Origin of the sequence: Sphingobacterium siyangense, assembly GCF_023277505.1 — a bacterium.
GTDB classification, from domain to species: Bacteria; Bacteroidota; Bacteroidia; order Sphingobacteriales; family Sphingobacteriaceae; genus Sphingobacterium; species Sphingobacterium siyangense.
Genome location: NZ_CP080574.1, coordinates 1,075,051 through 1,089,244, shown reverse-complemented (window position 1 = coordinate 1,089,244; position 14,194 = coordinate 1,075,051). Strand labels below are relative to the sequence as shown.

The 14,194-nt window shown below is 38.4% G+C and carries 15 protein-coding genes; 5 read left to right on the top strand and 10 right to left on the bottom strand.

What is annotated here, in order from left to right; translation table 11 throughout:
- Window positions 1-133: 133 nt before the first annotated feature.
- Both arfB and K2F45_RS04490 read right to left on the bottom strand, forming a co-directional pair.
- Window positions 134-538 (bottom strand): alternative ribosome rescue aminoacyl-tRNA hydrolase ArfB, encoded by a 405-nt coding sequence (gene arfB, locus K2F45_RS04495; RefSeq protein WP_075991135.1) that lies wholly within the window; start codon window positions 536-538, stop codon window positions 134-136.
- A complete protein-coding gene (locus K2F45_RS04490) occupies window positions 535-1,254 on the bottom strand; it encodes a DUF1003 domain-containing protein (protein ID WP_075991134.1) in 720 nt (239 codons plus the stop codon). The genes arfB and K2F45_RS04490 overlap by 4 nt, the downstream gene beginning before the upstream one ends.
- A 362-nt stretch (window positions 1,255-1,616) precedes the next feature.
- Between K2F45_RS04490 and bshA the strand changes: the two genes are divergently transcribed.
- From bshA to K2F45_RS04470, 4 genes are all read left to right on the top strand, one after another.
- The gene (bshA, locus tag K2F45_RS04485) at window positions 1,617-2,759 is read left to right on the top strand and encodes an N-acetyl-alpha-D-glucosaminyl L-malate synthase BshA (RefSeq protein WP_075991133.1); all 1,143 of its coding nucleotides are present in this window, start codon (window positions 1,617-1,619) and stop codon (window positions 2,757-2,759) included.
- A 74-nt stretch (window positions 2,760-2,833) separates the two neighbouring features.
- Window positions 2,834-3,538, top strand: a complete 705-nt coding sequence (gene pyrH / locus K2F45_RS04480) for a UMP kinase (protein ID WP_075991132.1) — start codon at window positions 2,834-2,836, stop codon at window positions 3,536-3,538.
- A 29-nt stretch (window positions 3,539-3,567) separates the two neighbouring features.
- On the top strand, window positions 3,568-4,131 hold the full coding sequence (frr, locus tag K2F45_RS04475; RefSeq protein WP_075991131.1) for a ribosome recycling factor: 564 nt from the start codon (window positions 3,568-3,570) through the stop codon (window positions 4,129-4,131).
- A 231-nt stretch (window positions 4,132-4,362) separates the two neighbouring features.
- Window positions 4,363-5,346, top strand: a complete 984-nt coding sequence (locus K2F45_RS04470; RefSeq protein WP_248933032.1) for a sugar phosphate isomerase/epimerase family protein — start codon at window positions 4,363-4,365, stop codon at window positions 5,344-5,346.
- Window positions 5,347-5,390: 44 nt separating this feature from the next.
- Here the strand turns inward: K2F45_RS04470 and purE are convergent, their stop codons facing one another.
- The 8 genes from purE to glyA form a co-directional block, all read right to left on the bottom strand.
- On the bottom strand, window positions 5,391-5,900 hold the full coding sequence (gene purE, locus K2F45_RS04465; RefSeq protein ID WP_075991129.1) for a 5-(carboxyamino)imidazole ribonucleotide mutase: 510 nt from the start codon (window positions 5,898-5,900) through the stop codon (window positions 5,391-5,393).
- 8 nt (window positions 5,901-5,908) lie between these two features.
- A complete protein-coding gene (locus tag K2F45_RS04460) occupies window positions 5,909-7,051 on the bottom strand; it encodes a 5-(carboxyamino)imidazole ribonucleotide synthase (protein ID WP_075991128.1) in 1,143 nt (380 codons plus the stop codon).
- Window positions 7,052-7,082: 31 nt separating this feature from the next.
- On the bottom strand, window positions 7,083-7,586 hold the full coding sequence (locus K2F45_RS04455) for an NADH-quinone oxidoreductase subunit B (RefSeq protein ID WP_075991127.1): 504 nt from the start codon (window positions 7,584-7,586) through the stop codon (window positions 7,083-7,085).
- A 2-nt stretch (window positions 7,587-7,588) separates the two neighbouring features.
- Window positions 7,589-8,179, bottom strand: a complete 591-nt coding sequence (locus K2F45_RS04450; RefSeq protein WP_075991126.1) for an NADH-quinone oxidoreductase subunit A — start codon at window positions 8,177-8,179, stop codon at window positions 7,589-7,591.
- 334 nt (window positions 8,180-8,513) lie between these two features.
- On the bottom strand, window positions 8,514-9,854 hold the full coding sequence (gene ffh / locus K2F45_RS04445; protein ID WP_075991125.1) for a signal recognition particle protein: 1,341 nt from the start codon (window positions 9,852-9,854) through the stop codon (window positions 8,514-8,516).
- A gap of 133 nt (window positions 9,855-9,987) precedes the next feature.
- Window positions 9,988-10,683, bottom strand: coding sequence for a zinc metallopeptidase (locus tag K2F45_RS04440; RefSeq protein WP_075991124.1), 696 nt, complete (start codon window positions 10,681-10,683; stop codon window positions 9,988-9,990).
- A 443-nt stretch (window positions 10,684-11,126) separates the two neighbouring features.
- On the bottom strand, window positions 11,127-11,723 hold the full coding sequence (locus K2F45_RS04435) for an RNA polymerase sigma factor (protein ID WP_075991123.1): 597 nt from the start codon (window positions 11,721-11,723) through the stop codon (window positions 11,127-11,129).
- Window positions 11,724-12,255: 532 nt separating this feature from the next.
- The gene (gene glyA, locus K2F45_RS04430; RefSeq protein WP_075991122.1) at window positions 12,256-13,527 is read right to left on the bottom strand and encodes a serine hydroxymethyltransferase; all 1,272 of its coding nucleotides are present in this window, start codon (window positions 13,525-13,527) and stop codon (window positions 12,256-12,258) included.
- Window positions 13,528-13,812: 285 nt separating this feature from the next.
- Here glyA and K2F45_RS04425 point away from each other — a divergent pair, with 285 nt between their 5' ends.
- On the top strand, window positions 13,813-14,163 hold the full coding sequence (locus tag K2F45_RS04425; protein ID WP_046674047.1) for a HesB/IscA family protein: 351 nt from the start codon (window positions 13,813-13,815) through the stop codon (window positions 14,161-14,163).
- Window positions 14,164-14,194 lie beyond the last annotated feature (31 nt).

Genomic DNA, 14,194 nt, shown 5'->3' with positions numbered 1-14,194 from the left:
TTAAATACCTGAATAATAAATCAATAGACAAGTTATAACTAAAAACATAGTTTAACAACTAATAAATTAGTTTAAAAACCAATAGACTGATAACCAACTTATTATTTTTTGTCAATACGGAATATTGTCATATTTATTCATCGAAATTCTTTTTCCTTGAAGCTTTTAATTGCGATTGTTGTTTCTTTCGATCCAGCCTTTTGAGAACACTCGAATACGGAGTTTTGGTTTTCTTACGAGGTTTTGCTGGCACAAGTGCGGCCGTCAATATACGCTTAAAGCGATCGATTGCGATTTCTTTATTGCGGACCTGCGACCGGTCGATATCGCATTCCAATTGCAGTATTCCTTCTTTATTTATACGATTTGCCAATGCGGTGAACACCATTGCTTTTTCCTCAGCAGAAACAGCTGTCGATAGCGCAACATCCCACTGCAGCAATACTTTCGATGACACCTTGTTTACATGTTGTCCACCTGCTCCACCCGACCTGGAAAACCTAAACGTAAGTTCTCCTATTACTCCTTCTAAATTCATTTATTTTTAAATGCTTCTTCTATTTTTTCCATCTTTTTTAATAGAAAGCTCAATTTTTCCACTTGATCCCGTTGTACTTCGACAAGTTCTTGTTCTTTTCGGATAATGAGATGATCTATTTTTTCATGTAATTCCCTGATTTCGAGTTCAGCCTTCAAGTTGACCATATAGTCATTTCTTGCGCGTTCACGATCCTTATCTTCCTGTCTGTTTTGACTCATCATAATAACCGGAGCCTGCAAGGCCGCCACACAGGACAAAATCAAGTTAAGTAAAATAAAGGGATACGGGTCAAAGCCTTTATTATTTAACCAAAAGATATTGGCTGCAATCCAAACGATCAAAAATAAGATAAAGGAAATAATAAAGGTCCAGCTTCCACCAAACTCAGCCACTTTATCTGCAACCCGATCTCCTACGCTGACTGACTCCTTATTATCTCCGTCCAGACTTGCGCTGATTACTTTATTTTCCTTAAAGCTATTGATTACCTGCTGATCCAATTGACTTAATTGCCCCGACTCATCTTTCAGAAATTCGGAGATATAAGTTTCCTTAAATCGTTTCAACTCGCTTGCAGCGACATACTTGTCCTTACTAAAACTTGGATATTCCTTTTTTATCAGCTTAAAAATAGGTTGTCGGATTGAAGCCCCCAAAATACGTTGCTCCGAAGGAAATTGCTGTCCTGAAATATCACTTATAAAGTTATCCATATACCGATTTAATGTCTATTTAAAGATAGTGCTTTTTAACCAATCAAAAAATTCACAAAACTATGGCAATTGGTTTTTGTTATTTTACGCATAAATAGACGAAATTTGCAACACAAAATTCATGAATAAGCGTTATCAATTTTTCATGTTAGCATGAAATAATTTAAAAAGACAATTGTTAAGGTAAATAACTTCGTCGGTGCCTTATGAATAAAAATAGTTTATATGTGATAGACATCACATGTCTTGGACGACAACACGCAGAATACTAACATTAGGTTCCTTGGAACCTTTAAACACAAATTAAACAGCGCGTATAACGGGATGCCGTTAAACATATACGCTCAGACATAATTACGCAGATGAAAATAGGAATTGTTTGTTATCCCACCTTTGGTGGAAGTGGTGTTGTTGCAACCGAACTAGGAAAGGCTTTGGCCGCTAATGGACATGAGATCCATTTTATCACCTACCGACAACCCGCACGTCTGGATTTCTTCTCTGAAAACCTATACTACCATGAGGTAGCTGTTTCGCAGTATCCACTTTTCGACTTTCTACCCTATGAATCTGCATTAGCCAGCAAACTGGTTGATGTTGTTCGTTTTGAAAAGTTGGATTTGATTCACGTCCACTATGCCATTCCACATGCATCGGCGGCATTTATGGCAAAACAGATCTTACTCACTACGTATGGCATTAATATTCCTGTAGTAACGACCTTACATGGTACAGATATTACACTGGTTGGTAAAGACAAGAGTTTTAGTCCTGTTGTTACATTCTCCATCAATCAATCCGATGGCGTAACTGCGGTATCACAGAATCTGAAAGATCAAACGCTCCAATACTTTGACATTACCCGAGACATCAAAGTGATCCCAAACTTTATTGATCTGGACAGGTTCAGCAATAAAGATCGGTCACATTTCAAAAAAGCCATTGCACCGGGCAATGAACGTATATTGGTTCATACCTCCAACTTTAGGAAGGTTAAGAATACAGAAGATGTTATTCGTATTTTTAAGAAAGTACATGATGTAATCCCTTCCAAATTATTGATGGTAGGTGATGGTCCAGAACGTCGAAATGCAGAGGAACTATCCAGAGAACTTGATGTATGCAAAGACGTCCGTTTCTTAGGGAAACAGGACGCAGTGGAAGAAATATTGTCTGTATCAGATCTCTTTCTGATGCCTTCAAGTTCGGAAAGTTTCGGTCTTGCGGCTTTAGAAGCCATGGCATGTCAAGTTCCAGTCATCTCTTCCAATACCGGAGGTTTACCCGAGCTGAATGAAAACGGTATCACTGGGTTTCTCAGTGCTGTTGGTGATGTTGATGATATGGCGAAGAATGCAATTTATATCTTGGAAGATGGGGAACGCTTAGAGAAATTTAAAGAAGCAGCATTAAATCATGCAAAAAGATTCCAATTGTCTAATATTATGCCTTTGTATGAGCAGTATTACCAAGAAGTCATTAATCAAACAATAAAAGCACAATAAATATCACTTTAAGGCTTAAGGGATGAAAAAAATATTTTATCTTTGACCTTTGGAAAATTTCCAAAAAAACAATTATGAAATACAAACGTATCTTATTAAAACTTAGCGGTGAATCCTTAATGGGTGACCAAAGCTATGGTATCGATATTAACCGTGTATCACAATACGCTAATGATATCAAAGAAATTCACGATCAAGGTTTAGAAATTGCAATTGTTATCGGTGGCGGTAATATATACCGTGGTCTAAGCGCTGAAAAATCAGGCATGGACCGTGTTCAAGCAGACTATATGGGCATGCTTGCCACAGTAATCAACAGCATGGCTCTTCAAGATGCGCTTGAGAAAGTTGGGAAAAAGACACGTTTGCTTACTGCGATCAAAATGGAGCAAATCTGCGAACCATTTATTCGTAGAAGAGCCGTTCGCCACTTGGAAAAAGGCCGTATTGTTATTTTCGGAGCTGGTACTGGAAACCCATATTTCACGACAGATACTGCTGCATCTTTGCGTGCAATCGAAATCAATGCCGATGCTGTATTGAAAGGAACACGTGTAGATGGTATCTATACTGCCGATCCTGAAAAAGATCCTAGTGCAACAAAATTTGAAGAAATATCATTCACAGAGGTTTATGAGAAAGGATTAAATGTCATGGATATGACTGCCTTTACCCTTTGTCAAGAAAACAAATTACCGATCATTGTATTTGATATGAACAAACCTGGCAATTTATTAAAACTTGCCAATGGTGAACATGTCGGAACTGTGGTTAAATAATTTTAAATCTGTAAAAAACGTAATCTTATATGAACGAACTAATTTCAATTGAATTGGACGATTGTAAAGACAAGATGTCCAAAGCAGTTGCTCACACCGAATCCGAATTAACTAAAATTCGTGCGGGTAAAGCTTCTCCATCTATGTTAGATGGAATTTCAGTAGACTATTATGGTAGCGCCACTCCGCTTTCACAAGTGGCCAACATCAATACAACTGATGCACGGACTATTGTCATTCAGCCTTGGGAAAAATCGCTTATCAACGCAATTGAAAAATCTATCACAGACGCCAACCTAGGAATCAATCCGCAGAATGACGGTATCGTTATTCGTCTAAATGTTCCTCCTTTGACAGAAGAAAGAAGACGTGACCTTGTTAAAAAAGTAAAAGAGGAAACTGAAAAAGGCCGTATTGGTGTTCGTAATATTCGTAAGGATGTTAACGAATCCATCAAAAAATTAAAAAATGACGGTGCTTCAGAAGATGAAATCAAAACTGCCGAAGGTGAAGTTCAAAAGTTAACAGATGCATTCATTGTAAAAGTTGATAAATTGGCTGAACTGAAAGAAAAAGATATCATGACTGTTTAAATTTTCCTACTTGAATAGAAAAAAGGTCTGAAAAATATTCAGACCTTTTTTATTGGTATGAAGACCTCCCCACTCCCCCCTTTAAACGGACTCTTACCGACCTACAAAACCTTGGCTCTCCGAAGATTTTATAGTTTATAAAATCAACATACTCTTCAAAAATATTCCTTGTTGCACCATTGATTTCTGAACAAATAATTGTACATTGTACACTAACAAGTAATCAATTATATGATGAACAATTCTCGCCGTCAATTTTTAAAGCAAGCTGGAATAGGTCTTTCGGCAGCTTATCTGGTGCCCAACTTTATATCTTGTCAAAATAAAGCCGGTGCAATCAGCGACAATCCATTACAGAATATAGGCGTACAGCTTTATTCCATCCGCGATTTAATGGATAAAGATCCGAAAGGATCTTTGGAACAAATTGCCAAAATTGGGTATAAACATGTTGAGCTCTATGGGATAGACGCCAAAGCCAAACAGTTCTGGAAATTGCCCTACAAAGAGTTGAAGAAAATATTGGATGATAACGGTCTAAAAACACATTCAGGCCATTACGATATGTCCAAATACCTAAGTAAAGCCCACACCGACAAAGAAGACCTTGCGGTTTATTTTGATGCAGCAAAAGAACTTGGTCAAGAATATGTAATTGCTCCTGTAACACCGATGTTTGATCTGAATGCATTGAAAAAAGACGATTATCTCTATGCTGCAGAGCAATTGAATAAGGCTGGTGAACAGGCTAAAAAATTAGGTCTAAAAGTTGCTTATCACAACCACTTCTGGGAATTTAGGGATCTGGGCAATAATACAACGGGTGAAGAGGTGATGTTAGCATTCACTGAACCTGATTTGGTCGATTTTGAATTAGACCTTTTCTGGGCAGAGAAAGCTGGTAAAAACCCGATAGCTTTGTTTGAAAAATTCCCCAACCGTTTTAAACTTTGGCATGTCAAGGATATGGATAAAACAAAATCCAATCCTATTGAATGGCCCAAAGATGGGAAATTGCCGATTGAGCAAATCTTCAATGATATCAAGTATACCGAAGTGGGGACCGGAAGCATCAACTTCCCTGAAATCGTTAAAGAAAGGAATAAAGCCGGACTTAAATATGCTTTTGTTGAGCAAGACAATATCTATATGCCAAATAAGATGGAAAGTCTCAAAAAAAGCTACGATTATGTACAGGCAGATCTTACAAAATAAAAAAGGGAGCAATGCTCCCTTTTTTATTTTGTAAGATTGTCAGCTTAAAATTCGGTATCTTCTACATCTACTGCGGTCTCGATTACTTTTCTCGCCAACTCTTCTTTAAATTCGATGATATTCTTGCTGATTGTTTCATCATGTGTACCAAGAATCTGAGCAGCCAATATACCTGCATTCTTCGCCGCATTTAAAGCGACAGTTGCTACAGGAATACCATTGGGCATCTGAAGAATGGAAAGTACCGAATCCCATCCATCAATGGAATTTGATGATTTTACAGGAACGCCTATTACGGGTAAATGTGTAATAGAAGCGACCATTCCTGGCAAATGCGCCGCTCCACCCGCTCCAGCAATAATAACTTTCAAACCACGAAATGCCGCATTTTTCGCATAATCAAACATACGTTGTGGTGTACGATGTGCTGAGACGATCGTTACCTCAAATTCCACCCCAAGGGCTTTGAGCACATCTATAGCATCCTGCATAACAGGAAGGTCTGATTTGCTTCCCATGATAATGCCTACCTGGGCCTTATTATTGATTGACATAGTATTGTTTAAGCTTTAACTTTTAATATTTCTTGTACTTTTCTTGCATTGGAGATCGCTTTCTCCCGATCATCATTGATGATACAAACATGGCCCATCTTGCGGAATGGCTTCGTATATTTCTTTCCATATAAATGGATATATACGCCTTCCATTGCCAACACCTCTTCTACTCCCTCATATTTGGCCAATCCTTCATAGCCAAGTTCACCTAACAGGTTAATCATAACGGCATTCGTTCTGCATCTGGTATCACCTAACGGTAGATTGAATATAGCCCTTAAATGCTGTGCAAATTGCGACACGTAATTACCCTCTATTGTCTGGTGACCACTATTATGCGGGCGCGGAGCCAATTCGTTGACCAAAATATCACCATTTTTCGTTAGGAACATCTCTACAGCCAATATACCTACGATCTGCAAATCATCGGCAATCTTTTTTGCTATCGCCTCTGCGCGTTGTTGAATCTCTACACCATACAAAGACGGCGCAATCAAAAATTCCACCAAGTTAGCCTGAGGATTAAATTCCATCTCCACCATTGGAAATGTAGACACTTCCCCCTTATCATTCCGGGCAACAATGACCGCAATTTCCTTTTCAAAATCTACCCATTCTTCAATTAAGCTAGCTTCTTCGAACGCCTCTTGTATATCCTGTTGGGTAACAATCTTCTTCACCCCTTTTCCATCATATCCATCCTTACGTAATTTCTGGATATACGGTAAGTTTAACGAGGCATTTACTAAATTATCCTTATTGGATATCAATTGAAACGCCGAAGTTGGTATATCGTTTTGTTTAAAAAATTGCTTTTGTAGGCCTTTATCTTGAATCAGACGAATGATACGTGATTGTGGATACACGATTACTCCCTCGCCTTCCAGTTTCTCCAAAGCATCTACATTCACCTTCTCGATCTCGATCGTGATCATGTCCAAATCCTTACCGAAATTATAGACCGTTTCAAAATCGCCCAATGAACCACATTCAAATTTATTGCACAACTTGCGACAAGGAGCATTCTTATCCGGGTCCAATACATGAACATTTACATTGTAATTAATGGCTTCCTGGATGAGCATTCTTCCCAGTTGACCACCGCCAAGAATACCCAATTGCAATTCACCATAAAAATCTTTTGCCATAATTGATTTAAAATCTTATAAAATTTATCTTTTAAGCTTTTCCGTTGAACAATTGCTCACCTAACAAGCTTTCTTTGTCTATCTTTTTTTGCAATTCAATAAAAGCACCAATTAGTGCCTCTGGACGTGGCGGACATCCCTGTACATAAACATCCACAGGGATAACGCGATCTACCCCCTTGACCACATGATAACCATGCTGCCAATATGGACCACCACAGTTGGAACAAGAACCCATCGAAATAACATATTTAGGATCTGGCATCTGTTCATATAGTTTCTTGATACGATCGGCCATCTTAAAGGTAACCGTTCCAGCAATGATGATCACGTCGGATTGCCTTGGAGAAGGCCTTGGGAATACGCCCATCCGATCTAAATCGTAAGTTGAAGCCATTGCCCCCATCATTTCAATGGCACAGCAAGCAATACCAAAGCTCATAGGCCACATCGAAGATAATCTTGCCCAATTTAGCAAATCATCTAATTTGGCAACAATAACACCATTATTCTGCAATTGACTATCTAAACTCATGCTTACTCAGGTTTTTTAAATCGAGGTTTAAAGGCTGGTTTCGGCGTCGACACCTGTTCATCTACCGTTGTTTTGTGCGCGACAGTTTCATCTACAACCAGTGCATAATCACGCACCTGATAAGTCTTGCTATTCAGGCTTGCATAGGCGCTATCCGGGATAGGTACAGGAACTTTAGGTAAGGACACATTCGGTTTAACCCATTCTAAATCGCCCTTTTTCCAGACAAAAACCAACCCTAGAATTAAAATACCAATGAACATAGCCATTTCTATCATGGTAAACCACCCCCATCTTCCATCTGCCGCAATATATTCAGACTGTCCAAATACAGTGGCCCATGGAAAAATAAAAATAAGCTCCACATCAAAAAGTAAAAATACAAGGGCGATCACATAAAACCGTGGATTAAACTGAACCCAAGAAGAACCAATGGGATCCTCTCCACATTCGTAGGTACCAGATTTGATGGGATTATTCTTTTTCGGAGAGATTAAACGTGCAAGAAAAATGGTCGCACAGACTAACAGCGCCCCTATCAGAAGAATGATAAGGATTTTGCCGTATTCCGATAATTGCGCGGGGTCATCCATAATAATTACAAATTTAACAAATATTTCGTTCACTCGGGTGAGGAACTTGAAATTACGAATTATTTCTTTAAAAACAGTTCGAATTTTACGGAATCAACCACCAGTATCCTGTCCGCAAGTAACCTAGATTCATCTTGCACGGCGCATAGGAGAAACGAAAAAATTAATCAAAAAGGCAATACAATGATCAAAACCTGCATGACTTCGCAGACACCAACAGCAATGAAAGTGGACTGAAGGTTCTTTCTGGCCAATAGGATCAGACACTTTCAGAAAAAAAATAGGGCATCGTATAAAACGATGCCCTTCTTATGATGTAACTATTCTCTAAAAATTACATTTTTCCTGGCATTTTGGGCATATTACGCATCATTTTAGCTGCCATCGCTGGATTAGACATCTGCTTCATGACTTTACGCATATCACCAAATTGTTTCAATAACTTATTCACTTCATTAATATCAGTACCTGATCCTTTCGCAATACGTAAACGACGTTTTTGATCAATGACATCTGGATTTTCACGTTCAAAAGGTGTCATGGAATCGATAATCGCTTCAATGGGTTTGAAAGCATTGTCATCTACTTCAATGTCTTTCATTGCTTTACCAACACCAGGGATCATTCCCATGAGGTCTTTCATATTACCCATTTTCTTGATTTGTTGAATCTGGGATTTAAAATCGTTGAAATCGAATTTATTCTTACGGATTTTCTTTTGGAGCTCTGCAGCTTGCTTCTCGTCAAACTGTTGCTGCGCACGTTCCACTAAGGATACGACGTCACCCATACCCAAAATACGAGATGCCATACGATCAGGGTGGAATACATCCAATGCATCCATCTTTTCACCTGTACCAATAAACTTAATGGGTTTATTAACGACAGATTTAATCGATAATGCAGCACCACCACGTGTATCACCATCCAACTTAGTCAATACTACACCTGTAAAGTCCAGACGGTCGTTGAACGTTTTAGCCGTATTCACGGCATCTTGACCAGTCATTGAATCCACAACAAATAGGATTTCGTCTGGTTTTGTCGCTTCTTTAACTGCAGTAATCTCTACCATTAATGGCTCATCGATCGCCAAACGACCAGCTGTATCGATAATTACAACATTATTTCCATTACGTTTTGCTTCTTCCACACCGGCTTTGGCAATCGCAATAGGATCGTTAGATTCACGATTCACATACACGGGTACGCCCACTTGTTCCGCGAGCACTTCCAATTGATCAATCGCTGCAGGACGGTAAACGTCACCAGCCACCAACAATGGTTTTTTATTCTTTTTATCTTTAAGGTACAAGGCCAACTTACCTGAGAACGTTGTTTTACCAGCACCATTCAAACCCGCAATTAAAATGACTGTTGGATTTTTTCCAGTCTCAAGCTCTGTAACAGATCCGCCCATCAAAGCTGTCAACTCATCATTCATGATCTTCGTCAACAATTGGCCCGGGGAAATACTTGTCAGTACATTTTCGCCTAAAGCTTTTTGTTTAACATCGTCGGTAAAAGTTTTGGCAGTTTTATAATTCACATCGGCATCCAACAACGCTTTGCGAATTTCTTTCATCGTTTCTGCAACGTTGATCTCGGTAATACTACCTTGTCCTTTTAATACTTTAAAGGCCCTATCTAACTTATCTTGAAGATTTGAAAACATAAAATCTGAATCTTATTCTATATAAACAGCAAAGTTAAAAAAATTGTCTATAGTAACCTCATTAACACACCATAAAAAATGCGACTATAAAAAATAATCGCATTTTTGTAGGATAAAGTTACAATATCCGTATTTAATCACTTCTACGGCCACCGAATAAAATCGATGCATAATATAAAAGTGTTACCAATGCACTTAACGCTGCTACAACATACGTCATCGCTGCCCATTTCAAAGCATCTTTTGCACCGTCATGTTCTTCGCCATTATAGGTTACACCAGCATGGTTTAACCATTCCAGCGCGCGGTTCGATGCATCAAACTCTACAGGCAAGGTGATAAAAGAAAATAAGGTCGTAATAGCCAGCGCCCCAACTCCAACAGCTAAAAGCCACGGATTACCGCCTTTAGAAAAAGCAAACAGCATAACGCCCAACATCAACACCCATGATGTCATTTTGGAAGCCGCATTGACCATAGGTACCATTGCAGAACGGAATCCTAACCATTTATAGGCTTTGGCGTGCTGTACAGCATGACCACATTCGTGCGCCGCTACCGCTGCAGCTGCAACACTGCGGCCACTGTAAACTTCAGGGCTTAAATTAATGGTTTTATCCGACGGATTATAGTGATCTCCCAAACGATCTGGGATAGACAATACCTTTACATCATATATACCGTTATCATTTAACATTTTTTGCGCAATCTCAGCTCCAGACATCCCGTTACTCAAAGGCATTTCGGAGTATTTCTTAAATTTGTTTTTGAATCTTGTTTGGACAATTAGGCTTACCACCATTATTCCAATAAATAAAATCAAGTACATAGCTATTCAATCGTTTTATAGTTATAATATGACTATCAAACCTTATTCCAATCGTTGAAAAAAGGTATATGCATAAATTTCTAAGATAAAAAAAGTCTTTGACCTGACAAAAAGAACAGGTTCTTCTGATCTCCACATGACATAATTGCCACATCATTTGGACAAATAACTCCGCTTTCAGCTTCGGTCCAACGAAACACTTACACTGATTAAAAAGAATTCAATACGTATACTCATCGGTCATTTCCGAAGGCGCACAGTTATTTTAAGTTCAATCAGGAGCAGATTATTGAAGTAAATGGCTTTTGAAGGCATGATGCGCAAAGGATTGTAGTATTGCCTTAATTACAAACAAACGGTGGGAAAATACAAAAGCAGCGAAACTTCCTGTAATCCAAATTAGGAACGTAAATAAAAAGGGGCGTTTTGTAATGCCCCCTTTATTATAAATAGCCCATTTGCAGGGTAAGATCGGTACCTTCGATCATCTTACGTAAATTGCTCAATGCGTAGCGCATCCTCCCCAAAGCAGTATTGATACTTACTTCGGTTATTTCCGCAATATCTTTAAAACTCATATCACAAAAGTGTCGCATAATGAGCACCTCTTTTTGATCGTCCGGAAGTTTTTGGATCATTTTCTTAAGATCAACATCAACCTGTTGTTTGAGCATTTTTGACTCTGCGCTTTCATCACTAAATTCGAGCACCTCAAAAATATCAAAGCCATCCGCATTCACAATATTTGGAGCACGTTTTGCTTTCCTAAAAAAGTCAACAATCATATTGTGTGCTATACGAATAGCCCAAGGTAAAAACTTACCCTCTTCATTATATTTACCGGATTTTAATGTGTTGATGATTTTAATGAAAGTCTCCTGGAAAATATCTTCAGCAAGATATTCATCTTTTACTTTCATATATATGGAAGTATATATTTTCGATTTATATCGATTCAACAATGCCTCTAGACCGGACTCTTGGCCACCGACATACATTTGGATCAACTCTTGATCGCTTTTACCTTTTAGAAGTCTCATACGTCACTTACTTTTTTAGCAGTTCGCAAATAAATTATCAGTTCTGTGTTAAAATGTAAATGTTTGCCGTATAACTATCCTTTCTTATTGTAAAACAATCAATTAATCTAAAACCAAATTACCGCAAAATAAATGAGTAATCAAATTATTACAATTTATTTTAAGGTTTTTTAACATTTAAAAATAAGTTATCTGCCTCACATTTCCAAACCGAGCTCTTAAGGCAATTCTCCCAATTCCTCCGAAACAAGCTAGAACCAGCAGTTGTACATGAGAAGGATGGCACGCCAATGCGGCATTATTTAATCCGAACTATATAGGGAGTTAATAGGGACCTAATAGGGGCCTCATTCGGATGAGCCCCTATTTAAACCGTATAAAATACGGTTCAGGTTATTATATAATTCCCTTGATAAGTTAAATTGGTACGGACTTATACCATGCATGTTACGCTGAAAATAGCTGTAAGAAAATAAAAAAAGCGGAAACACCGCATCGGTGATTCCGCTTTTTTTATTCCTAGGGGAATTTCTTATTTATACAATGGAAACTCAGCCATCATTGCTCTTACTTTACCATGGATCAAATCCAGTTGAGCATCGTTAGATGCATTTTTCAATGCCTCATCAATCAATTCACCGATTTGTATAATTTCATTCTCTTTAATACCACGTGTTGTAATTGCTGCAGTACCAAAACGTACACCTGAAGTCACAAAAGGAGAACGTGTATCGAAAGGAACCATATTTTTATTTGTTGTGATACCGGCCTTACCTAATACAGCTTCAGCTTCTTTACCAGAAATATCTTTGTTGCGAAGATCCACCAACATCAAGTGATTGTCTGTACCACCAGAGATGATCTTGTAATCTCTTTCTACAAAGAATTGTGCCAATGCAGCTGCATTTTTCTTTACCTGAACGATATATTCCATATATTCATCGGATAAAGCCTCACCGTAAGCGATCGCTTTCGCTGCGATTGTATGCTCCAAAGGACCACCTTGTGTACCTGGGAATACAGCTAAATCCAATAATTGAGTGATTGTACGGATTTCACCTTTAGGTGTTTTGATACCCCATGGATTTTCAAAATCTTTACCGACCATAATCATACCACCACGTGGACCACGAAGCGTTTTGTGTGTCGTTGTCGTAACGATATGGCAATGAGGAAGTGGATCATTCAATAAACCACGAGCGATTAAACCTGCAGGGTGAGAAATATCAGCCATTACGATAGCACCAATCTCGTCTGCAACTTTACGAATGCGCGCGTAATCCCAATCGCGAGAATAAGCCGAAGCACCACAGATGATCATCTTTGGTTTTTCACGAAGCGCTGTTTCTTCCAATTGCTCGTAGTCAATTAGACCTGTATCTTCTTTTACACCATAAAATAATGGTTGATAGATCTTACCAGATAAGTTCGCTGGTGAACCGTGTGTCAAGTGACCACCGTGAGATAAATCAAGACCTAAAATTTTGTCACCAGGTTTGATTGTCGCCAAAAAAACAGCCGCATTTGCTTGAGCACCAGAGTGAGGCTGAACATTTACCCATTCTGCGCCAAATAATTGTTTTGCACGATCAATTGCGATGGTTTCAATCTCATCCACAACTTCACAACCTCCATAGTAACGTTTTCCTGGGAGGCCTTCTGCATATTTATTTGTCAACACTGAACCAGCAGCTTCCATCACTTGTTTTGAAACAAAGTTTTCTGAAGCAATTAATTCAATACCTTCTTCTTGGCGTTTAAGCTCATCAGCTATTAAATTAAAAATGGCTTGATCTCTTTCCATTGTTTTTAAATGTTGTAAAGTAAATTTTGTAGTTTATTTTAATGCCTCAAAGATAGCATATTCCATAAAGAATATCGACAAAAAGTCCTATTTTATTAAATATTCTTAGAAAAACAGCCTTATTTATGCGAATTACCTAATTAGGTCAAGATCATTTTATGGTGCTATCGGACCGAATAAGCGTACGAAGAATTGAATGTTTCGAAAATGTCAAAAAATTCCGGTCAAGCATTTTGCCATTAAAAAAATGTATTTTTGTATTGGATTGGCTAAAACACTATTACAATGAGTACAGAACATACAGCAGTTGCTCCTGTTTCCTTAACAGAAGGGGCAATCAAGGAACTAAATAAATTAAAGGATCAACAAGAAATCTCTGATGATTTTGGTTTACGTGTCGGTGTTGAAGGCGGCGGTTGTTCCGGTATGAGTTATATCTTGGGCTTTGACCAGAAAAAGGACGGCGATAACGAATACGAAATTCAAGGAATTCGCATCTTTATGAACAAAGCACATGGCCTATATCTTGCCGGTATGGAAATCGACTTCAAATCGGGACTCGATGCAAGGGGCTTCACATTCAACAATCCCAATGCAACAAGTACCTGCGGATGCGGAAGCAGTTTTTCAGCATAACTGAATTTCAGCAAGAATGAAATAACAAAGG